At 56.5% G+C, this 21,712-nt stretch carries 25 protein-coding genes and 1 pseudogene; 1 reads left to right on the forward strand and 25 read right to left on the reverse strand.

The features are described from left to right. The 20 genes and pseudogenes from BUB44_RS12965 to BUB44_RS13060 all read right to left on the reverse strand — a co-directional run. Window positions 1-199, reverse strand: a pseudogene (locus BUB44_RS12965) (ISLre2 family transposase); the annotation flags it as partial. 146 nt (window positions 200-345) lie between these two features. After that, window positions 346-1,692 (reverse strand): acetyl-CoA carboxylase biotin carboxylase subunit, encoded by a 1,347-nt coding sequence (gene accC, locus BUB44_RS12970; protein ID WP_073167055.1) that lies wholly within the window; start codon window positions 1,690-1,692, stop codon window positions 346-348. Window positions 1,693-1,709: 17 nt separating this feature from the next. Next, complete coding sequence (gene accB / locus BUB44_RS12975; protein ID WP_207545673.1) at window positions 1,710-3,566, reverse strand: acetyl-CoA carboxylase biotin carboxyl carrier protein; 1,857 nt, start codon at window positions 3,564-3,566, stop codon at window positions 1,710-1,712. 217 nt (window positions 3,567-3,783) lie between these two features. Continuing rightward, entirely contained in the window at window positions 3,784-4,476 is a 693-nt protein-coding gene (locus BUB44_RS12980; protein WP_073167057.1) for a class I SAM-dependent methyltransferase, read from the reverse strand. Window positions 4,477-4,620: 144 nt separating this feature from the next. Then, on the reverse strand, window positions 4,621-4,800 hold the full coding sequence (locus BUB44_RS12985) for a hypothetical protein (RefSeq protein ID WP_027356059.1): 180 nt from the start codon (window positions 4,798-4,800) through the stop codon (window positions 4,621-4,623). Between the two features lie 233 nt (window positions 4,801-5,033). After that, window positions 5,034-5,609 carry a SpoIIIAH-like family protein gene (locus BUB44_RS12990; protein WP_242655984.1) on the reverse strand — a complete coding sequence of 192 codons (576 nt, stop codon included), beginning with the start codon at window positions 5,607-5,609 and terminating at the stop codon, window positions 5,034-5,036. Further along, window positions 5,609-6,250, reverse strand: coding sequence for a hypothetical protein (locus BUB44_RS12995; protein WP_073167060.1), 642 nt, complete (start codon window positions 6,248-6,250; stop codon window positions 5,609-5,611). Before BUB44_RS12995 ends, BUB44_RS12990 begins: the two co-directional genes overlap by 1 nt. Before the next feature lie 20 nt (window positions 6,251-6,270). Continuing rightward, a complete protein-coding gene (gene spoIIIAF / locus BUB44_RS13000) occupies window positions 6,271-6,924 on the reverse strand; it encodes a stage III sporulation protein AF (RefSeq protein ID WP_073167062.1) in 654 nt (217 codons plus the stop codon). 14 nt (window positions 6,925-6,938) lie between these two features. Further along, window positions 6,939-8,120: a stage III sporulation protein AE gene (spoIIIAE, locus tag BUB44_RS13005; RefSeq protein ID WP_073167065.1), complete on the reverse strand. Its 1,182-nt coding sequence runs from the start codon at window positions 8,118-8,120 to the stop codon at window positions 6,939-6,941. Between the two features lie 10 nt (window positions 8,121-8,130). Further along, window positions 8,131-8,517, reverse strand: a complete 387-nt coding sequence (gene spoIIIAD, locus BUB44_RS13010) for a stage III sporulation protein AD (protein WP_027356064.1) — start codon at window positions 8,515-8,517, stop codon at window positions 8,131-8,133. A gap of 13 nt (window positions 8,518-8,530) precedes the next feature. Then, a complete protein-coding gene (gene spoIIIAC / locus BUB44_RS13015; protein WP_027356065.1) occupies window positions 8,531-8,734 on the reverse strand; it encodes a stage III sporulation protein AC in 204 nt (67 codons plus the stop codon). A gap of 15 nt (window positions 8,735-8,749) precedes the next feature. Continuing rightward, window positions 8,750-9,268: a stage III sporulation protein SpoIIIAB gene (spoIIIAB, locus tag BUB44_RS13020; RefSeq protein WP_073167068.1), complete on the reverse strand. Its 519-nt coding sequence runs from the start codon at window positions 9,266-9,268 to the stop codon at window positions 8,750-8,752. Further along, entirely contained in the window at window positions 9,268-10,278 is a 1,011-nt protein-coding gene (gene spoIIIAA / locus BUB44_RS13025; RefSeq protein ID WP_073167071.1) for a stage III sporulation protein AA, read from the reverse strand. The genes spoIIIAB and spoIIIAA overlap by 1 nt, the downstream gene beginning before the upstream one ends. A gap of 132 nt (window positions 10,279-10,410) precedes the next feature. Next, a complete protein-coding gene (locus BUB44_RS13030) occupies window positions 10,411-12,090 on the reverse strand; it encodes an FAD-dependent oxidoreductase (RefSeq protein ID WP_073167073.1) in 1,680 nt (559 codons plus the stop codon). A gap of 124 nt (window positions 12,091-12,214) precedes the next feature. Beyond that, on the reverse strand, window positions 12,215-12,661 hold the full coding sequence (locus tag BUB44_RS13035; protein WP_073167076.1) for a CD1247 N-terminal domain-containing protein: 447 nt from the start codon (window positions 12,659-12,661) through the stop codon (window positions 12,215-12,217). A 111-nt stretch (window positions 12,662-12,772) separates the two neighbouring features. Next, a complete protein-coding gene (efp, locus tag BUB44_RS13040; protein ID WP_027357541.1) occupies window positions 12,773-13,330 on the reverse strand; it encodes an elongation factor P in 558 nt (185 codons plus the stop codon). A 38-nt stretch (window positions 13,331-13,368) separates the two neighbouring features. After that, a complete protein-coding gene (locus BUB44_RS13045; protein WP_073167077.1) occupies window positions 13,369-14,445 on the reverse strand; it encodes a M24 family metallopeptidase in 1,077 nt (358 codons plus the stop codon). Beyond that, window positions 14,429-14,890, reverse strand: coding sequence for a type II 3-dehydroquinate dehydratase (gene aroQ, locus BUB44_RS13050; RefSeq protein ID WP_073167097.1), 462 nt, complete (start codon window positions 14,888-14,890; stop codon window positions 14,429-14,431). Before aroQ ends, BUB44_RS13045 begins: the two co-directional genes overlap by 17 nt. 75 nt (window positions 14,891-14,965) lie before the next feature. Then, the gene (locus tag BUB44_RS13055) at window positions 14,966-16,294 is read right to left on the reverse strand and encodes a TldD/PmbA family protein (protein WP_242655986.1); all 1,329 of its coding nucleotides are present in this window, start codon (window positions 16,292-16,294) and stop codon (window positions 14,966-14,968) included. 106 nt (window positions 16,295-16,400) lie between these two features. Further along, window positions 16,401-16,613 carry a hypothetical protein gene (locus tag BUB44_RS13060; protein WP_027357545.1) on the reverse strand — a complete coding sequence of 71 codons (213 nt, stop codon included), beginning with the start codon at window positions 16,611-16,613 and terminating at the stop codon, window positions 16,401-16,403. A gap of 166 nt (window positions 16,614-16,779) precedes the next feature. Here BUB44_RS13060 and BUB44_RS13065 point away from each other — a divergent pair, with 166 nt between their 5' ends. Then, window positions 16,780-17,058 (forward strand): DUF3243 domain-containing protein, encoded by a 279-nt coding sequence (locus BUB44_RS13065; protein WP_027357546.1) that lies wholly within the window; start codon window positions 16,780-16,782, stop codon window positions 17,056-17,058. Window positions 17,059-17,119: 61 nt separating this feature from the next. On the opposite strand, the gene BUB44_RS13070 is transcribed toward BUB44_RS13065, so the two are convergent. From BUB44_RS13070 to BUB44_RS13090, 5 genes are all read right to left on the reverse strand, one after another. Then, window positions 17,120-17,761: a Uma2 family endonuclease gene (locus BUB44_RS13070; protein ID WP_073167082.1), complete on the reverse strand. Its 642-nt coding sequence runs from the start codon at window positions 17,759-17,761 to the stop codon at window positions 17,120-17,122. A gap of 37 nt (window positions 17,762-17,798) precedes the next feature. After that, on the reverse strand, window positions 17,799-19,217 hold the full coding sequence (locus BUB44_RS13075) for a TldD/PmbA family protein (RefSeq protein WP_073167084.1): 1,419 nt from the start codon (window positions 19,215-19,217) through the stop codon (window positions 17,799-17,801). Window positions 19,218-19,316: 99 nt separating this feature from the next. Further along, window positions 19,317-19,859 (reverse strand): GspH/FimT family pseudopilin, encoded by a 543-nt coding sequence (locus BUB44_RS13080; RefSeq protein ID WP_131821632.1) that lies wholly within the window; start codon window positions 19,857-19,859, stop codon window positions 19,317-19,319. Window positions 19,860-19,973: 114 nt separating this feature from the next. Beyond that, on the reverse strand, window positions 19,974-20,855 hold the full coding sequence (locus BUB44_RS13085; RefSeq protein ID WP_073167090.1) for a type IV pilus inner membrane component PilO: 882 nt from the start codon (window positions 20,853-20,855) through the stop codon (window positions 19,974-19,976). A gap of 247 nt (window positions 20,856-21,102) precedes the next feature. Further along, window positions 21,103-21,405 (reverse strand): hypothetical protein, encoded by a 303-nt coding sequence (locus BUB44_RS13090; RefSeq protein ID WP_242655985.1) that lies wholly within the window; start codon window positions 21,403-21,405, stop codon window positions 21,103-21,105. Window positions 21,406-21,712 lie beyond the last annotated feature (307 nt).

The raw sequence follows: 21,712 nt of genomic DNA on the forward strand, positions 1-21,712 counted from the left end.
CCGCTCGTTCATTCCGGTGCTGCCTTACATAGTCATCAGCAGCTTCCAATACTTCCTTGCATATATTACGGCCCAATTCATTGAGCACGTCTTGCAGCTCAAGCTGAAACCTTGGATAATCAATCCCCTTCTCAAGTTTCTCAAAAATTAAAGTGGCTACTTGCAGGAAACTGTTATATACGTGCTGAATTATCTTCATGAGAGTGCACCTCCGAGTTTCCGATCCTTCGGTTACTCGCCCTTCCTAGGCGGTGCACTCTCCTTTCTATTTCCTACCGCCTTTTTCCTTCTTCAATTTCCTACAGTAACTTTACACTAAGAAATAAAAAGGCCATCCGCAACCAGTTAACCCATCAGAATACGGCGCTGAATGAAATTGGTATAAATTTCACCCCGGCGGAAAAAGGCGTTATGCAGCACCCGCTGGTGGAAAGGAATTGTGGTCTTGATTCCCTCGATGACGAACTCGCCCAGGGCCCGCTGCATCCGGGCAATAGCCTCTTCCCGGTCCTGGCCCCAGGCAACCAGCTTGGCAATCAGGGAATCGTAATGAGGGGGCACCTTCCACCCGGGATAGGCCGCACTGTCCAGGCGGATCCCCGGGCCCCCGGGGGGCAGGTAAGCAGTAATTACCCCCGGGGAAGGAGCAAAATTGCGGGCAGGGTCCTCGGCGTTAATCCGGCACTCAATAGCCCAGCCCCGGATCTGAATGTCTTCCTGGTTATAACCCAGGGGCTCCCCTGCTGCCAGGCGTATCTGTTCCTTAATCAGGTCTATGCCGGTAACCATCTCGGTAACCGGGTGCTCCACCTGAATCCGGGTATTCATCTCGATGAAGTAAAAGTTCTGGTGCTTATCCAGCAGGAACTCCACTGTTCCGGCGCTGTAGTAACCCACAGCCTGTGCGGCTTTTATTGCCATTTCACCCATCTTCTGACGCAATTCCGGGGTCAAAGCCGTGGAGGGGGATTCTTCGATCATTTTCTGGTTGCGTCGCTGGATGGAGCAGTCCCGTTCTCCTAAATGAACCATATGCCCGTACCTGTCACCCAGGATCTGAAATTCAATATGACGGGGCTCCTCCACATACTTTTCCACATAAACCTGGGGGTTGCCAAAGGCTGCCTGGGCCTCCGCCTGGGCCATCTGAACCGCCTGGATTAAATCCTCGGGTCCATGGGCCACCCGCATACCCCGGCCGCCACCACCGGCAGATGCCTTCACCAGCACGGGATAGCCTATTTTTTCGGCCACTTCGAGGGCTTCCTGTACATCCCGGAGCACACCGGGGGAGCCGGGTACAACCGGCACCCCGGCTTTTAATACCGTTTCCCGGGCTACGGCCTTGGCCCCCATCTTTTCCATGGCGGAAGCCGGTGGCCCGATAAAAGTCAAACCGCAGCTCTCACAGATCTCCGCAAACCCGGCGTTTTCCGCCAGGAAACCATAACCGGGGTGAATGGCATCCGCCCCGGAAACCATGGCCGTGCTGATGATATTGGTGATGTTGAGATAGCTCCTGGACGCCGGCGCCGGGCCTATGCAATAAGCTTCGTCGGCCATGCGCACCGGCAGGCTGTCCCGGTCAGCTTCGGAGTATACCAGAACAGTTTTTATGCCCATTTCCCGGCAGGCCCGGATGATTCTTAAAGCAATTTCTCCCCGGTTGGCGATCAATATTTTTTTAAACATATCTGCTCCCTACCCATCTACTTTTCCCGAATCAAGAACAACTCCTGCCCGTATTCCACCGGTTGACCATTTTCCACCAGAATATCCACAATCTCACCGGACACTTCCGACTCAATTTCATTCATCAATTTCATGGCTTCAATAATGCATAAAATCTGGCCTTTCGTCACCTGATCCCCAACCTGGACAAAAGGAGGCGCATCCGGAGCCGGGGCCCGGTAAAAAGTTCCCACCATGGGCGACCTGATAACGGTAAGGCCGGAAATATCCACATTCTTCTCCCGCTCCGGTGCCGGCGGCGCCGCCGCTTCCCTGGCCTGCACCGGTACCGGGGGCGCCTCCTTTTCCGGTGCCGGTATAATTCCCTGGGCACCGGCTTTCCGTATGGCCACCCTTACCCCTGCACTCTCCAGAGACAGCTCGGCAATATCCGTCTGGTCAATTAGTTTAATCAGCTCCTTGATTTCCTGCAAGTTCATGCTACCATCCTCCTTGCGACCGGCTTTAGGACCCTGGTTGCCGTTAACTGGCACCGCAGGATCTGCGGACCGGTTACGGTTTTCAAAATATTTTCTTGCCACCTGGGGAAACAGGGCATAGGAAATGAAATCTTCTTCCAACCTGGCCAGGTCCTTAATCTCTTCCCTTATTTTATCCATTTTGGGCTCCAGCAAGTCGGCGGGACGGCAGGTTATGGGTTTTTTATCCCCCAGTATCTTTCTCGCCACCTCCGGATCCACCGGCGCCGGCGGCCGGCCGTAGTGCCCCTCAACATACGCACGAACCTCACCGGGGATCAGCTTGTAACGTTCCCCGGTAAGAACGTTCAGCACGGCCTGGGTACCGACAATCTGGCTGGTGGGAGTAACCAGGGGCGGGTAGCCCAGTTCTGCCCTTACCCGCGGGATTTCTTCCAGCACCTCGGGCAGGCGGTGGAGGGCTTTTTGTTCCTCCAGCTGGGTAACCAGGTTGGAAATCATCCCGCCGGGCACCTGATGCTCAAAAACCCGCATATCGTTGATACGGGTCACCCCGCGCTCGTACCCCAGTGACTTGCGCAGGTCCTCAAAGTAAGCAGCAATTTCAAACAGCAGGTGGAGATCCAGGCCCGTATCATACGGCGTACCCTGCAGCGCCCGTACCACCGTTTCTACCGGAGGCTGGGATGAACCAAAGGCCAGGGGTACGGAGGCGGTATCCACCACATCCACCCCCGCCTCGGCCGCCTTGAGGTAGGCCCCCAGGGCTAGGCCGCCGATGTAGTGACTGTGCAGCTGCACGGGAAGGCCGACCCGCTCTTTAATCAGTTTAACCAGTTCATAAGCTTTATATGGCGTAAGCAGCCCGGCCATATCCTTTATGCAGATGGAATGGGCACCCATCTGGGCCAGGCTGACTGCCGTCTCCACGTAATGCTCGGTGGTGTGCACCGGGCTGATGGTATAAACCACCGCCGCCTGGATATGTGCCCCCGTTCTTGAAGCCACACGCATGGGTGCTTCAAAGTTGCGCAGGTCGTTTAAGGCATCGAAAATGCGGATGATATCAATACCATTTTCCACCATCTTATTGATAAAGGCTTCGACCACGTCGTCGGGATAATGCTGGTATCCCACCAGGGACTGCCCGCGCAAAAGCATTTGTAAAGGAGTGCGTTTGATGTATTTTTTCAAGGTGCGCAAGCGCTCCCAGGGATCTTCATTCAGGTAACGCATGCACACATCAAAAGTGGCCCCGCCCCATACTTCAAGGGAATGATAGCCCACCGCATCCAGTTTTTCCAGGATGGGCAGCATATCTTTGGTGCGCATCCGGGTAGCCCAAAGACTCTGGTGACCATCGCGCAGGGTAGTATCGGTGATCTTTAAACCCATGGAAACCTCCCCCAGAAACATGGCTATACAAAAAATACTCAGGTTGCTTGAAAACAACCTGAACTTGCGGTTTTTTATTTAACTGGTTTGATGTTTATTATATTTAAATTTTTAGCTTCCGGAAATAGGGTTTACACAAGTATACAATATATTTAACAACTGGGCATCTGAATATTCTGATAAATAAACCAATAACCCCCTTCTCAAAGAGGGGGTCCTAAATCTTGGAAGATACCGCACAGATAAACCCGCCATCTTCACGACCTGCCGCAACAGCAGCACGTTCTACCTGCCAGGCCGCTTCCTCCTGCTCATAATCAAAACCGGGCGGAGTGAAAAGGACCGCCCGGGCACGAACCCCGGCACCCGGCATGGCCCTGCGCAGTTCACCCAGGTTATACAGCCGGGCCCGGTTAAAAACACTACCCGGGTCCCGGCGCGCCTTCTCCCTGTAATAACGGCCCCAGCTGCTGTCCCCGCCAATCAACCCCACCACCAGCCTGCCCCCGGGCCTGAGAACCCGGTAAGCCTCCTTAAGGGCTACCTCCAGTTCGGGTACAAACTCCAGAGCGGAAACGGATATAACCCTGTCGAAACTGTTATCCGGGAAAGGCAGCTGCATGGCATCACCCCAAACAAATTTCACCGGCAGCCCCTCGGCCCGGGCCCTGGCGCGGGCCTTTTCCAGCATGGCCGTGGAAATGTCCAGGCCCGTCACCAGCAATTTCCTTCGGGCCAGCTCCAGGGAATAGTTACCCGTCCCGCAACCCACATCCAGAACGCTCATTCCCGGGCGCGGCTCCAGGTAGCCCAGCACCGCCTCCTTTTCCACCCGGTCCGCAAAACGACCTGCGGGAGTCAGGTACCATTCATCGTAAGTTCCGGCCTTATCGTCAAAAAGCTGCCTCACCGGTACACCTCCACACACCGGCCACCGCCGGGATCAGCAGTATCCTCTCTGGGCGGCCCGCCCGGGAAAAGATTTTCCGGCATAAAAGCCGGAATAACGGGATAAACCGGGCCGGGCCGGCGGAAATAATACTAATTAGTCCCTTTAATTCGCCCCTTCTTCCTCTTTACGCACTGCCTTCCTGTAAGGACAGCGTTCCTGGAGATCTTTTTCCTGCAGGCCGCACTCCCAGTAAGTCTGGCCCAGGCTGACGCGCCTGTATTTGCACCAGCTGCAAAAAGTATGGGTAATCTGCTCCATGGTCATATCTTTTGCTTTTAACATCTCCCTACCCCCCTCTTCTGACAGTTAATAACACGTTCCTTCATTTCCGGGAACGGGGAGCGGCCCCGCCGCAACCGGTATCTGTTTTTGTGATCGTACCCATACGACCTTTACTTAAATAATTTTACGTATAAGATAAAACTCCTGCTCCCTCCGCCCATTGTTCACCCCGGTAACTCTGGCCTTAAAAAGCCCCGGGGACCCCCGGGGCAGAATTGAAACACGTTTTTAGATCAGGAACCGGGTACCGGAATGATTACCACATCCTGTTCCGCCACCCCCGTCCCCCGGGATACCAGCTCGGCAATGCGGGTAGCCTCCTCAGCGGAGATATTGCTGGCCTGGATTACCACGGTCGCACCCCGGCCGTCCAGGGATACGGCAGCATCTCCAAACCCCTTGGCCCGGAGCAAATTCTCCACCTCTGTTTCCCGGGCCAGGCTCTGGCTGATGGCCAGCAGCCGCTCCTGGGCAGTCTTCCGGGTTTCAGGTGCTGCCTGGGGATTGTTGATGATTTCCCGCAGCAGTTCCAGCTGCTGCCCCCTTGTCCGTTCCCGTTCCAGGCGGTATTCCACAAAGAAGGCTGCACCCCGGCTGGAAGCATCCGCAACCCGCGGACCGGAACCGGGTGAGGCTTTATCCGCCATCCCCTGTTCGGCAGTTATATTCCCGGCAGATACGGGCGCCCCTTCATCCTGCCGTTTAAAAGGCTCCGGGGCTCCGTTCCAGCCCAGAACAAGCAAAGTCAGCCCCAGCAATCCCATCAGGAGGGCCAGGAGGATTCGCTTCCGGATCAAAATGGTGCGCATCAAATTTTCCCCCTTTGCCTTGGTAAGACCAGAATTTTTTGCGGTTCAACCCCCAGGGCCACCTGCACGGCTTCGAAAAGCCGGGCCTTCACCAGGGGATCTTCAGCCCCGTCGGCCACCACCAGCACGCCGGCCACGCGGGCAGCAATTTCCTGTTCCACCACCGGCACCTCACCCTGCCCGGAGCGAATTAAAACCAGCTGGTCGCTGCCGGTATCTTCACTGGTGACCCTGGTTCCACCCGCCTGGTCTTTTTCCTCGGTGGTTTTGCGCCCCGTGGTGGTGTTTACGGCATACTCCTCCCGGCTGGAACTGGCCAGGCGCACAGTTACCTTCACCTCTCCGGCCCCTTCCACCTGGGCAAGCATTTCCCTTAATTTCGCTTCAAGGGCTGCTTCCTGGCGCGCCATGGTGGAGCCATCCCCCTGTTTGGCCGGGCTTTCCTGCACTGCCCGGTTGTTCTCCTCACCTGCGGGCACCCCGTCCTTCCCCGGTGGACTGATGCTCCCCAGAACAAGCAGGAGAACTCCCAGGGCAACCAGTCCTCCCAGCAATCCAAGCTGACGGCGTGTTATTTTCGGCGGAAGATCCCCCTCCTTCCGGTTACCCAGAAACTTCTTCCAGGCTCCCCAGATAGACATTTTTACCAGCCCCCCTTAAATCAACTCACCCATTGCACCTTGACCTGATCAGGTGAAAGGTTATAGAAATCGGCCACCACCCTGGCCAGCCGGGCTGCAGCTTTTTCCGCTTCCGGCCCCGGTTTTGCGTTTACCTCTCCCTGAACCGGCTGTGCCCGTTCCCCGACATTAATGGTTACCGGTTCCACCAGTTGCTCACCCCGGCCGGAACCCTGTTCCTGAATACGGGGGCGGGCTGCAGCCAGCAACAGAAAAACTTCCCGGATCTGCCCGTAATGCCTGTCCCCGGGATCCGTATAAATTTCCACCCGGGCCTTTACCACCTGAACCTCGCTGTTCAAACCCGCCAGGGCAACAATCTGGCGGGAAAGGCCCTGGCGGTACTCCTCCAGAGCTTTTTGCTCCTGTCCGTCTTTCAAACGCTGCCCCGCGGCCAGAATCTCTTTCAGGTCCGGAACCCCCGAAGGGGCAGCATTTATAGCCGGCTCCAGGTGGCGCTGCCAGTCCCCCCGGACTATCCCTCCTATGGCCTGCAAAACTACCACGATAATCAGCAACCCCATGACCATTTTTACGTAGCGCCGCATGTCGCTGGCCGGCAGCAGCATTTCCAGAAAAACCGCCAGAACCACGATAACGATCAGGTTCTGAACAAGCTGGCGGATAAGCTCCACACCATCCCTCCCCCCTAGCGCAGCATGACGGTCAGGTTACCCACCCCCACCATAATGGCAATGGCGAAGAAGAAGAGCAGGCCCACCGTAGCCACAGTGGCGAAAATGAGAATTATGTTATTACCCAGGTCCGAAAGGCAGGAAACTACCTGGGAATCGTCCACCGGTTGAATTAAAGCAGCAGCCAGCTTATAAATAAAGGCCAGGGAAATGAGCTTGACCAGCGGCAGGGTCATGATCATCACCACCGCCACCACACCGGCAATACCCACAGCATTTTTAATTAGCAGGGATGAGCTGATCACCGCTTCCAGGGCATCGGAAAACATCCCTCCCACCACAGGAATGAAGGCATCGATGGAAAACTTGGCCGTACGCAGGATTACCCCGTCGCCTACAGCTCCCGCAACTCCCTGGACAGCCAGCAGGCCCAGAAAAACTGTCCCCATTACTCCCAGAATCCCGACGGCAACACCCCGCAGCAGGCCCGCCAGGCCGGAAACTTTAAAGCGGGGGGAAAGGTCGCTGACCAGCCCCAGTACCGCCGAAAAGAACACCAGGGGTAAAACCAGGTTTTTAATCAGGGTTCCAATTAAGGTGATACTTACCAGAATTACGGGATGGAAGATGGCTGCCGTAGCCACCCCGCCCAGTGCCACCAGCAGGGTAAGCAGGACAGGCATCAGGGCCTGCATGAAGGTAACCATCTTGTCCACCACTTCCCTGCCCGTCTGCACCGCCAGGGCAAAAGAACCTATGGCAATGGTAACCAGCACCAGGTAGGTAACCATATGGGTCAGCTGGCCGGTAGTCCCCCGGTCAAAGGCGGTGGAGAAATTTTGCAGTATCACACATATAACAGCCAGAACCACCAGTTTACCCAGGAGGGCGGAATTGGCCACCACTTCACGAAACAGGTAGGAAAACAGGTCCTTTAAAATCTCCCCGGGGCTTAAATCAAGTTCCCCATTGACCAGTTTTATAACCATTTCTTTAAAATGGAATCCGGGCAGGGCTTCTTTAATTTCGGCATCCAGGGTGTTGATATAATCCTCAACCCCGCTGAGATCGGGTGACGTGAGGGCCGGCTCCAGGGAAGGAGCACTTCCGGCCGGGCTTTCCGGCAGGGCCAGGGCGGCAGCGGGACAGAGCACCCAAAATAGGCAGAGCACCAGTAACGAGAAGGGCCGGAGCATCTCCATCACCTCAGGGTACGAGTTTCAGGAGGGACTGGAGTACGGCAATCATTATGGGTACCGCCAGGACAAGGATGAGAACTTTGGCTGCAAATTCTATTTTGGAAGCCACCGCTCCCTCCCCCGCATCCCGGCAAATCTGGGCCCCGAAATCGGCAATGTAGGCGATGGCCACGATTTTGAGAATGGTCCCCAGATAAACCATATTTAAATTGGCCCGGGAAGCAAGATCCCTGAGCACATCAATCACCGAGCCAATCTTACCCAGAACCAGCATGAAAAGGATGATTCCCGTGGCAATGCTCAAGAGCATGGCCATTTCCGGTTTGTTGTGCCGGATGGTAACCGCCAGCACTGCCGCCACTATCCCCAGGCCGACAATCTGCATAATCTCCACGGGCGCCACCCCTTTAAAACAGCTTGAACACCGACCTCACCTGGTCAAAGAACCCCCCCAGCAGCTGTACCACCCAGATGAGCACAATCCCGAGCCCGCCCAGGGTAGCAATAACGGCGTAATCTTCTTTACCGGAGTTTTTCAGGACGTAATGGGCCACACCAACCAGAATTCCTATACCGATAATTTTAAAAATCAGATTGATATCATAACCCATGGCAGCTCCCCCTTTTCAGTACAGCATCAAAATCAGGGCCAGCCCGCCGAGAAAGCCCAGATAGTTCCAGAGCTTAACGTAGCGGGAAGCCTTTTCCTCGGCCTGCGCCATTTCCCTGCCCAGCTGTTCCATGGCCAGGCGCAGGTGCTTGCTCTGATCCTCCATGCTGGAAATGCCCAGGGCGGGTCCCAGCTGGCGAAGAACAGCCAGATCGGAAGGGGCCAGGGCACTGGTGGGGTAAAAAGCCTTCAGCGCTTCCTCCCAGGCTTCACGTGCCGTGCAGCCTGCCGGTGACATGAGCTCTTCCCGGGCCCGGTTGAACAGCAAAGCCACCCGCGGGCCCGCCCGCTCCGCCACCCGGCCCAGCGCTTCGGGGAGCGGGGTGGCAGTGTAGGTAATCTCCGTTTCCAGCATCTTTAAGGCAGCCTGCAGGCTGCGCAGTTCCTGCGGCCTGCGGGCATAATAACCGGCCATGGTTATCCCCATCCCTCCACCGGCCAGGAGAATTAACACACTGCCCAGGATTTTCAGCATCACCCCACCCCCAGTGAACGCATGGTCCGGCCGTCCAGGATGTCCTCCACCGTCCCCACGCCCCGGGAACGGCCCAGAAGGACAAAACGCTGAATTACCTTTAGCTTAAAAAGATGCCGCAGGGCCGGACGAACGGCCAGTTCAGCCAGGGAAGCACCGTGTACAGTAACCAGTACCCTCACCCCGGCATGGAACACTTCTTCCAGGGCAGCTATATCTTCTTCCCTTCCAATTTCATCGGTAGCAATCACCTGGGGAGCCATGGAGCGCAGGAGCATGATCATGCCCTCCGCCTTGGGACAGCCGTCCAGTACATCGGTGCGCACCCCCACGTCCCGCTGGGGCACCCCCCGGTAACAGCCGGCCAGCTCGGAACGCTCGTCGACCACCCCCACTGTAAGGCCGGGGAGATCCAGTTCGGGTACACCGTTGCTCAGCTGGCGAATGATATCCCGCAGCATGGTGGTCTTCCCGCAGCGGGGAGGGGAAAAAATCAGGGTATGGTAGATGCTTTTTACCTGCCGGTCAATCAGGTAGGGCAAAAGGGGGGTAGCCAGGCCCGGCACTTCGCGGGAAACGCGAATATTGAGGGAGCTGATATACTTCAAGGTCCTCACCCGGCCCCCTTCCATTACCGCGCGCCCGGTGAGGCCGACCCGGTGCCCTCCGGGCAGGGTGATGTAGCCACTGCGCAACTCCTCCTCCAGAGCATAGAGTGATGACCCGGTAACAAGCTGAAGGGTACGTTCCAGATCACCGGCGCTCACCCGGTAGGCCTGTTCAGGATCGCTCACCAGGTTGCCCTCCGGGCTGAGAAAAGCATCCCGGTGAATCAGCCCCAGAGCCAGGGGGCGCTCCTGGCGCAGGCGAATTTCTTCCAGCTGTTCCAGGATTTCCGGTGGCAGCCTGGTAATCAGGTTGCGCAGCTGAACGGGCAGCACCGTTAATACTTCCTCCACGGGCCGGGTTTGCGCCGGCCTGACCGGGCGAAGCAGGGGTGTACCGATCATGGTTGTCCCTCCCTTCCTGGTTCATAAATATTTGGAGGGACAAGTTTTTATACCCCAAAAAATTGTCAAAAAAAGACCCCTCACCACAGGTGAAGGGTCTTTAGTCAGCTATTGCATATCCGGTTGCCTGAGTTATTCCAGCTCGTAGGGCCAGCCCTGCAGGCCGCCTTCCAGGAATTTTACGTCCTTGAAGCCGGCGCCGGTTAAAATGCGCATGGCTTCATATGCCCGCACGCCCAGGGCGCAGAGGGTAACGATCTCCTTATCCCTGGGTATTTCCTCAATGCGGCGGCGCAGGTCGCCCAGGGTCACCAGCATTACCCGCTCGTCCTCAATATGGCGGTACGCGTACTGTTCCGGGGTGCGCACATCCAGGAGGACAAAATCATCTCCCCGCTCCAGCTTTTCCATAAGCTCCCGGGCGCTGATGGTCCTGGCCAGGTCATCCGCCTTGTTCCGGGCAATGTTGGCCCCGTGCTGAACCGGGTCAATGGGAGTATTGAAGGGCGGGGCGTAACCCAGATCCACATCGAACAGGTCGTCCACCGAAGCCCCAAAATACAGGGCCGTGGCCACCACATCTATCCGCTTGATGACGTCGCCCCCGCCAATGGCCTGGGCACCCAGTAACCTGCGGCTCTTCTTATCCACCACCAGTTTAATGAGCAGGTTGTCATGACCGGGGTAGTAATGGGTGCGGTCATGGGTGGCGTTGAGGGCGGTGAGCACATCATATCCCAGCTCCCGGGCCTGCTGCTCGCCCAGGCCGGTACGGCCCACATTCCAGCCCGATACCTTCAGCACGGAGGTACCCAGCACGCCCTTGAACCTGCTCTTCCTGCCGGCCAGGTTGTCACCGGCCACCCGCCCCTGGCGGTTGGCCGTGGAAGCCAGAGGGATGTATACCTTCCGCCCGGAAACCAGGTGCAGGTTTTCCACGCAGTCCCCCACAGCATAGATATCCGGGTCGCTGGTCTGCAGGTATTCGTTTACCGCAATGGCTCCCGTTTCCCCAATGGTAAGGCCGGCAGCCCTGGCCAGTTCCACGTTGGGCCTTACGCCCACGGCCACAATCACCATCTGGGCATCCAGGGTGCCGCCATCGGTCACCACCCGGCAGACCCGCCCCTCTTCATCACCTTCCAGGCGCATTACCTTCCTGCCCAGGTGGAACTCCACGCCTTCCTCTTCCAGGCGGAATGCCAGTACCGCTGCCAGGTCGGGGTCGAGCACGCCGGGCAGGATCTGCTCTTTGAGTTCCACCACCGACACGAAGATCTTCCGCCTGAGCAGGGCCTCCATTGCCTCCATACCTATCAGCCCCGCCCCCACAATTACCGCCTCGTTTACCCCATCCAGCTGCTCCACAATTTTCCTGGCATCATCGGGATGGTTAAGCCGGTGAACGCCCTTTAAATCCAGGCCGGGGATGGGAGGAACAAACGGGCTGGAACCGGTGGCCAGCACCAGCTTGTCATAGGGGATGGTGCTGGTTTCACCGGTATCCAGGTTTACAATGGTCACTTCTTTTTTCTGCCGGTCGATGGACCTGGCTTCCGTACGGGTGAGCACTTTCACCCCTTTTTCGTTCATGAAGTAATGCTCGTCCCTGATTACGCCATACGATGTAGCGAATAACTGGTTAAAGTCCTTGACCTGACCGCCGACATAAAAGGGCATACCGCAGCCCGCATAAGAAATAAGGCGGCCCCGCTCGATAATGGTGATCTCAGCATCCGGCATGAGCCTCCGGGCCCGTGCTGCTACTTTGGGACCTGCAGCCACACCACCAATAATTACTATCCTGCACATGGTACTACCGCCTCCCTTGAAATCTCTGGCCTATTGTAAACCCGGTCAGGCTTGAAGTCAAGAGGGGGGTATCCGCGTGCATTTCACCTGGAATATAAAAAAAGGTTTCGGCATTACCGAAACCTTAAAGGTCATCTTCGTGATCCGCCCCTGCGCTGCCTTCCAGTTCTTCGGGCTCATCGGCGGAGGTGTAGGCGTTATCGTTAACAAAGACCACTTCGTCGCAGTTGGGGCAGGTTACTTCAATCACATCCTCATCATCGAGAATGTCCCGGTCAAAACAAACTATCTCCCCGCAACGCGGGCATTCAACTTCCATGTAATCGTCATCATGCCTGTCCGGGCGATCTTCATAAACCTCATCTTCCAGGGAGTACAGATCCTCATCAATGCTTTCCAGATAATCCTCCAGCTGTTCCTGGGCTTCCTGCAGCTCGTCAAAAGAATTGGCAAAGTCGCCAAGGACATCAATTATGCTTGAAAGTAACCGGCCTTCCTTACTCTCCTTTTCCAGGTCCATACCTGCGGAAAGACCCTGCAGGTAAGCTACCCTGGCTTTCAAATCTTCCATTAATCAAACCCCCCTTATTTAATGAGTATCCAACTGGACTGTTATAGTATTGCTCTTATCGGGGGGTTTTAAACATATATTTCCTGAAGATTGAATTGAGAAGAAAGATTCTTATACCCGCTTGATATATTGCCCTGTACGGGTGTCAATCTGCAAAACATCCCCCACCTCTACAAAAAAGGGCACCTGAACGACATACCCGGTTTCCAGGGTAGCGGGTTTGGAACCCCCGGAGGCGGTATCACCCTTGATGCCAGGGGGCGTGTCCACCACTTTCAACTCCACAAAATTGGGTAAATCCACGCCTATGGATCTTCCCTGGAACATAAGGAGGTTGATGGTCATATTTTCCTTTAAAAAGTTGACCGCATCACCAAGCTGTTCTCTGGTCATGGAAAACTGGTCGAAGGTTTCCATATCCATAAAGTTGTAGCTGGTACCGTCATTATACAGGTACTGCACTTCCCGCCGTTCCACGTGGGCGCGGGGTATTTTCTCGCCGGCGTTAAAGGTCTTTTCAATTACCGCCCCGGTGCGCAGGTTTCTGAGTTTTGAGCGGACAAAAGCCGCCCCCTTCCCCGGCTTGACATGCTGGAAATCAATTACCTGGTAGACATCGCCGTCCAGTTCAATGGTCAGTCCGGTTCTAAAATCGTTGGTGGAAATCACTTTTCAGCCAAACCCCCTTTATAAATATAAAATACCTTTTATACAGGAACCTCAGGCAGAGGGTCTTTGGGAGCACTGGTCAGGATACGGCACCCCTCTTCCTCCACCACCACCAAATCCTCAATCCTGACCCCGCCCCAGCCGGGGAGATAAATACCCGGCTCGATGGTAATGACCATGCCCGGCTGGAGCAAGGTTTCATTCTTTTTGGAAACGGAAGGCTCCTCGTGCACCGCCAGGCCCACACCGTGACCCGTACTGTGGCCGAAGTTCTCCCCATAACCGGCGGAATCGATTACCTGCCGGGCCGCCCGGTCCACGTCGCAGGCCTTTATTCCAGCCCGCACGGCCGCCAGGGCGGCCCGCTGGGCAGCCAGCACCAGGTCGTAGATTTCTTTCTGGCGGGGATGGGGCGAACCAACCACCACCGTCCGGGTAAGGTCGGAATTGTACCCGCGGTACACGCAGCCAAAGTCCATGGTCACCAGATCCCCCGCTTGAATAACGCGCTGGGAAGCCACGCCATGGGGGAGGGCACCCCGGGGGCCCGAGGCCACAATAATATCAAAGGCGCTTTTACGAGCACCCAAACGGCGCATAAAACATTCCAGCTCTACAGCCACATCCCATTCGGTCATCCCCGGCTTCAGGTAACCCAGGATGTGCTCGAAAGCCTGATCGGCCAGGGCCGCGGCCCGGGACAGAAGTTCAATTTCCCCCGGATCCTTCACCTGCCGCAGCTCCTCCACAAGTCCATAAAGGGGTACCACCGGGGTTTTTTCCAGCTTCTCCTGCAGGGTAACTGCCTGTTTATAGGTCAGGAAATCCCCTTCATAGCCCAGCCGGTTAACCCCCCAGCGGGGAAGCTTTTCAGCCAGGGTATCATAAAGGGATTCTTTAAACCCTATCACCTGACAGAAAGGGCATTCTTCCTGCGCCTGCTCAAAATAACGAAAATCGGCTAAGAAATAGGCCTCCCGGGCGGTAATAACCAGGGCCCCGGCGGAACCGGTAAAACCACTCAGGTAATAACGGTTTTCCGGGCGCATCACCAGCATGGCATCTATGTTCTCCCGGGCCAGCCTGGCCCGCAGGCGCTCAATCCTTTCCCGCACACCCGGCCCTCCTCTTCCGCGCCAGCTCCACCGCGGCCCTTAAGGCCAGGCGGTATCCGAGCTCACCCAGGCCGCTGATTTGACCGGCAGCCACCGGGGCGATCACCGAACGGTGGCGAAATTCTTCACGGGCATAGATGTTGGAAAGGTGCACTTCGATTACGGGTAAACCGGCAGCAGCTACCGCATCCCTCAGGGCAATGCTGTAATGGGTATAGGCTCCCGGGTTGAAAACCACCGCATCCTCTTCCTGCGCCGCCCGGTGGAGCCTGTCCACCAGCTCACCCTCGTGGTTGGACTGGAAGAAGGAAACCTCTACGCCCAATTCTCCGGCCAGCCGCTCAAGGGAAGCGTTAATTTCCTCCAGGGTGAGGGCACCGTAAACCCGGGGTTCCCGGCGCCCCAGCAAATTTAAATTGGGTCCATTCAAAACCAGTATTTTCACCAGGAGCACCTTCCTGCCAGGAATGGATCGCAAAAAAAATTTTATCATAACCCATCATACTTGCAAAGCCTGTTCTTAATGGCCGCTGATGGACATCCCGGCCACCCTGATGGCCGGCGCCCCCCGGCCTCCATAAAAGGTCAGGTTGCTGGCCACACCATCCACCTGCTGGAGCATGGTCATAAGGTTGCCGGCAATGGCAACGCCCCGGACAGGGCGGGTAAGCTGCCCGTTTTCAATCAATATCCCCGCCGCCCCCACGGAAAAATCGCCGGAGATGGGGTTGGCCGTGTGCATTCCCAGTACCTCGGTAACATATAAACCCTGCTTCGTATCACGAATGAGATCCTCCAGGGAAGTGGTTCCCGGCTGGATGAAAAAGTTGGTCGTCCCCACCTCCGGAGGGCTTTTAAAGGAACCGCGCACCCCATTGCCGGTGGATTTGACACCATCCCTGGCGGCCGTATATGTATTGTGCAGAAAGCCGCGCAAAATTCCGCCTTCTATCAGCACCGTACGGCCGGTGGGCACACCCTCGCCATCAAAAGGAGCGGAGGCAATCCCCCCGTCCAGAGCACCATCATCGATAACATTCACCAGGGGAGAGGCCACCTTTTGCCCCACCTTACCGGCAAAAGGAGAACGGTTCTTCTGCACGGCTTCGGCAGTAAGGCCGGGACCCAGCAGGCCCAGAAAACCGGTAACCACGTAGGGTTCCATTATTACCGCCGCCCGGCGGGTGGTCACCGGCCTGGCCCCCAGCATGCGCACGGCACGCCCGGCAGCCTCCCGCCCAACCCTGCCGGGATCAAGCTGGTCATACCGCAGGCGGTAATCCATGGCAAATCCCGTCTGGCTGTCATTGTTTTCTTCAGCCACCAGCGACAGGTAAAGGCCGCAGTAAGCGCTCTGATAGGTGGCCACAACACCCAGGCTGTTGACCAGGGTAACATCAATTTCCGCATCCTGGTAGGCGGCACTTTCAATTATTTTTACCCGGGGATCAAAATCCCGGGCCGCCCTTTCCATGGCCCGGGCCAGCTCGATCTTTTCTTCTACAGCAGCTCTATGGATGGCCGGGTCATAAAGGTCCAGAGCAGGATAAGCGGGGGGAGGTTCCGGCAGTACCCGGTAGGGGTCCGGGTCAGCGCTGGCGGCATTGTTTATGGCCTGGCGGACAGCATCCTCAACAGCAGTTCTGGAGAGATCGGTGGTAAAGGCAAACCCGGCACTGCTGCCCACCAGCACCCTCAGGCCCAGGCCGCGGTCCCGGGCCAGCTTCATGGTTTCCACCTGACCGTCCCGCACTTCCACAACCAGTTCCTTACTGTTATTGAGATAGGCTTCAGCCTGGCCGGCACCAATGGCAGCAGCCCGCTGAAGGGCAAACCGGGCAATTTCCATAAAATCGGCCAAATTAGATCCCACTCCTTTCCACATCACCATAAGTATTATTCAATAGGCATCAACCTATTCCTTTCAGGGGCAACAAAAAACTGCCTTCCGGCAGTCAGTGCACATAAATGCTTGTGGTCAGGGCAAATATATCTTTCAAAGACACCGGGGCCAGTTCCTGTACCGATGCCTCCACTATGGTGGTGGGGTCCAGCATGGCCAGTATGGCCACCCTTTCCCCGGTGCTCTGCCTGGTGTAAAAGCCCAGTATGCAAAACTGCATGTCTTCCCCGCATACCTTACGGGTCACGATATCACCAATTTTCATACAGCCTACCCCCTGGATAAGGCCTCCAATAAGCATGCTCTCCCTTTTCTTTTGTTACCATATGCCGCTGTTTACAGAGGTGTGTATTCCTTTTCCTGAATAAGGCGGTGGAAAAAGGAACAAAATAGTAACAGGTCCTGCCAGAAATCAGGAAAGGGGTGTTAATATGGACATCCGGCAGGTTAGCACCAACTGGGATAACTGGAAAAACTTCCTTGGTCAGGCCGTAGAATTTGCGGAAGAACTGGGTATTTCCCGGGAACGTATCGTAAACCTGGCCCAGCAGGCCGGCCAGGTGCTGGCCGATCACGTACCGCCGGCCAGCCCGGAGCAAAGGGTACTGAAAGAGTTATGGCAGGTGGCCGACCAGCAGGAAAAACAGGTTATCGCCAGTTTGATGACCAAACTGGTTTCGGAACGTCCGGGAAATTACACCGCGTTTTAAAAAATTCCGGGCGGTAAAAAAGTATCAGGGGCGGGGTCCGGCAAGGGGCCCCGCCTTTTGTTTAAATCAAACCCAACTCTTTCAAACAGTCAATAGCTGAAGGAAGGGGGTCCTGCCACAGCCAGCTCACCTGCAGCCAGAAGCCGGGGATGACCTCCGAACGATAGATCCCCTCTTCGTTTGGATGAACTGTACGGTAGCGCCCTTCTTCAGCCAGCCTGTAAAATTCCGCCTGCCGCCTGTCCGGGTCGATAAGCCAGTATTCTTTAACGCCTGCAGCCTCATATTCCACATACTTTTCCCCCCGGTCCCGGGCCAGGCTTTCCGGAGAGGTTATTTCCACAATCAGATCGGGGGGACCGTCCATATATGTTTCCTTCAATAGCGGTAGCTTTTCGTTGCTTACGTAAAAAATATCCGGCTCCCGGCCCCGGCGCAGGCTTTCTGGCAGGCGCACCAAAAAAGGAGCGGTCAAAACATCTCCCAAGCTCTGCTTGAGAACAAATTCCCTTAACAAGGTTGATAATAGGGCAGTTATTTTTTGATGCTTTCTGGCTGCCGGCGTCAATATAACAACCTCCCCATCCACCCACTCCGCCCAGGTATCTTCATCGCACCAGGCCAAAAACTCCTCAAAGGTGATCTTGCCTTCCGGCAGGGGCCTGGTTTCATAAACCGCTGCCGTTTCTTTTATGCGGCCCATTATCGTCCCCCCTAACTTTTGCCTGAAACCGCGGGCACTACAGGCGCCGGATCTTGCCATCGGCCCGGCTGTGGCTTGTGCCGCCCACCACGAGCTCCCTGATGGCCATGGTGGGCTGGGCGTCGCTCACCGGCACTCCCTGCCCGTCCTTGCCGCAGGTTCCGATGGTGAAGCCCAGATCCCTGCCGATCATCTCCACAATGCGCAGGACTTCGGGGCCGTTGCCCGTCAGGGTCGCCCCCCGCACCATGGGACCCACTTCCCCATCCTGGATCAGGTACCCCTCGGCCACGTCAAAAACAAAATCCCCGGTGGTGGTATTCACCTGGCCGCCCCCCATTTTCTTCACCAGCAGGCCGTTTTTGACCTCCCGGATGATTTTTTCCGGGTCCATTTTGCCCGGAGCGATGTAGGTATTGCCCATGCGGGGGATGGGCTTGTGCTGGTAGGACTCCCGGCGGCCGTGGCCGTTGGATTTCCTCCCCTCCCGGGAGGCGGTGAGCCGGTCGTACATGTAGTCCGTGAGCTCCCCGTTTTCAATGAGGGTCACTTTCCGGGCCGGCACCCCCTCGTCATCAAAGCGGTAGGAACCATAATGGCCGGCCATGCTGGCATCGTCGATCACGGTCACAATGTCGGCGGCCACCTTTTGCCCCTTTTTGCCGGCATAAACCGAAAGCTTTTTCTGCACCAGATCCGCTTCCAGGCCGTGGCCGCAGGCCTCGTGAACCATGGTTCCCCCGGCCTCGCCGGCCATCACCACGGGCATCCTGCCGGTGGGAGCTTCCCTTGCCTTGAGCATTGCCACGGCCCGCCGGGCCGCCACTTCCGCCACCGCCTCGGGACGGTATTGCTCCAGCAGCTCAAAGCCGGTTAGCCCGCCCATGGCTTCGTAGCCCGTCTGCAGGTTCGGCCCCTCGGCGGCCACCACCTGCACCATCAGGCGGGTGCGGATGCGCTCGTCCTCCACGTACTCGCCGTCACTGTTGGCAATAACCACCCTCTGGACCACATCCCCGTAACCCACCATTACCTGTTTGATCCTGTCCCCATCCACGGCCCGGGCGGCCCGGTCGGCGGACTGCACCGCCTCCACTTTGCGTTCCGGTTCGATTGTATCGGGCGGCTCCATTATGGAAAATTCCACCACGGGCTGCACCCGGCGCAGGTCCAGGTGGTATTCCTTTTTCTCTCCCCGGGCGGCATGACTGACCATGCGGGCGGCCTCGAGGAGGCCTTCCCGGCTCAGGTCGTTGGTATAAGCATAGGCCGTGGAATCGCCGTTAATCACGCGGATACCCGCACCCATATCTATACCCGAATGAACCCGCTCGATTTTACCGCCTTCAAGGCCGATACCCGTGGCCTGTTTATGCTCCACGAAGATATCGGCAAAATCGCCACCGCTGGAGAGGGCCAGGTCCAGGACTTCTTTTAATAAACGTTCATCGACCAAAGGGATCACCTCTTATACGGGATTGAATCATTCCATAGAATCTTTGCCAGTACTGTAAACGTAATTATGCCCAATTTTTCGGCGCGTATAAGGAGACGGCTACCCGCCATACCAGCTGGCGGGAGGTGTGGGCGAAACACGAACCCGACCGGTAACCGGGGCTACAATCACATAATAAAAAGAGCTTTCGTCCCTGCTCTTTAAAGTTACCGTACCCCCGCCGGGGCGGGGTACCCCGCTGGAGTTAAAGCTCAACGCATTTCCCAGATCGGAAAACCTGACCGCGGCCAGATCCACTTCAGCGGGCAGCACCACCTTCCTGAGCGTTTTTACCCCGCTGGCCAGGTAATAGCAGTCCCCCACCACATCAAAAACGATTTCCACGCTCATGCCGGGCGCACACATATTCTCCTGCTGGCAGGCCCGGATATCCTGCGCCATTTGCCGGGCGGCCATGAAAAGCGCCCGGTGCGTATTAGTGTTCTTATAGGCGGGGATAACCACCACCAGCACCAGGAAGGAAATTCCCACCACCAGCAGCAATTCCACCAGGCTGTAGCCGGGGGAAATCCCGGCGCCGGAGGATACCTTCCGGCGGCCCGGCCGGCCTCCCAGCCCGCTGTGCCCCGCTGCACAGGGCAAACCGGCGCCCGGCAGCGGATTTGAATAACTTTTACGACCTGCCCGCTCTGAAAAGCGACCCCGCATTATCCCACCCGCGGCCTATTTTCAGTTATTCCTAAACGCCTGCAATCATTACTTGTTGAAGTAATAAACCTCTCCCGCCACCGTACCTTTTTCCCCGGATGGCAGGTCCTGGCCTGTCAACTCCGGTGTGTTCCCCGCAGCGGGGGAGGCGGGAGATGACCCCGCGCCGGGCGGCGCCGGCAGCCCCTTCAGCCGGCCGGACAGTTCGGGAACGGGTGCCGTGCCATCCGCTGGCGCGAAAATATTATAGCGGCCGGTCAACCACCTGCCCATTTCCTCCAGTTTCAACCTGCTCCCGGGCGATCTATCCGCATATAAGACCACGCTGAATTCCGCCTTCACCCTGCCGGGCGTATCAGTGCCCTCCATATTGATACCCCTTATCTCGGTCAGGTTGTGCAGGGCCCCTTTTTCCAGGCTCCGGCAGAAATCCAGCACATCCCTGAAGTCCCCTTCCACGGAAATTTTCAGGGGCATTTCCAGGGTATATTTTTGTTCTCTGATCCCGCCGGGCTCCACACCTGTGATGTCCACGTTCCTGGAAGCTGCCTCCAGGCCCAGCAGGACAATATCCTCTCCCTTCCTTATGTCGCTGGCAAACTGTTTTCCCAGGATGGCCGCCTGGGCCCGGGCCTTTTCCAGTTTCTCGCTCTCATCCCTTAAAGCAGCAGCCGTGGCCCGGTAACCGGCCAGTTTCTCCCGGGCCTTTTCCAGCTCCTGCCGGGTTGACAGGTAAGCCCTGGCCTGAGGCGCCAGAATAAACGTGTATAAACAGAATCCCAGGCCCAGGGCCAGGAGAGCGGTCAACAGCACCCTTTCTCTCCTGCCAGCTCTATCCGTCCAGAAGGCCATCAGCGCGTTGTTTCCTGGTTCAAAAAACTTAACAATTCCTGATACATTGTACCATTCCTTGTTAAGCGGCCTCCCCATGACCAGGCTTTCGCTCCTTTCTGGATTGGATTTGCCTACCCCTGGGAGCAGGCTGTAGCGACAGGGAGACCTCGGCCCCGGGAGTCCCACCCGGACGGGAGAACTGCGCGTAACAGGCAGTTCCGGCTTGCGCCTTCATCAATGTTGACCATTTCGCGGTCCAGCACTTAAGTTTCTTGAGTGCCGGACGCCTCCCGCGACCTGTTAGGTACGGCCTACCGGTTTGTCCGACACCGGCTAAACGGGGTCACCTACTTGATAAAGCGAGCTGCTTCAACTCGTGCCAGACGGAATAAAACGATTCCTGCTTAAAACGGGTCAGCCCGTTGTGAACGGGAATCTTTCCTTCCAACCGATTGAAGAGCCGCTTCACCGCATCAGTCATCCCTTTTCCTTCCCCAGGTAAGGAATCAACCTTCTGGTCCAGCTTCTCTTTGATGATTCGAATTTTTTGCTTCAACTCGCTGGTAATGCGCTCTGTGAAGCCTATCGCCCGCCGGGCGATAACCAAAGCGGCGGCGTGGTGGATAATTACCCCGTACCGCTCCATGTATTTGTAATGTCAATTCTCACTTTGATTTAGCCCAACCCCTGCCCATTTTCGCAGATTGAACAATCTGCAACTATTTCCGATACCAGAATAATCTGCAACTGCTTCGCAAATTGTGCTGGTATTTCAGGTCAGTCAGTCCGTCTATTCACCAGAATATGACAACCAGTGACTGACCCCTTTTCTTCCGGCTGTGGAACAGGTAGAATATTTGCTGGAAGTGACCGCCATGCAGCAGATATTTTACACGCCTGTACCGCCGGAAGAATACGCCCGCCTGGGCAAAGATTTTCCCTTTCCCCAACCA

The sequence above is a fragment of the Desulfofundulus australicus DSM 11792 genome (assembly GCF_900129285.1).
GTDB lineage: Bacteria > Bacillota > Desulfotomaculia > Desulfotomaculales > Desulfovirgulaceae > Desulfofundulus > Desulfofundulus australicus.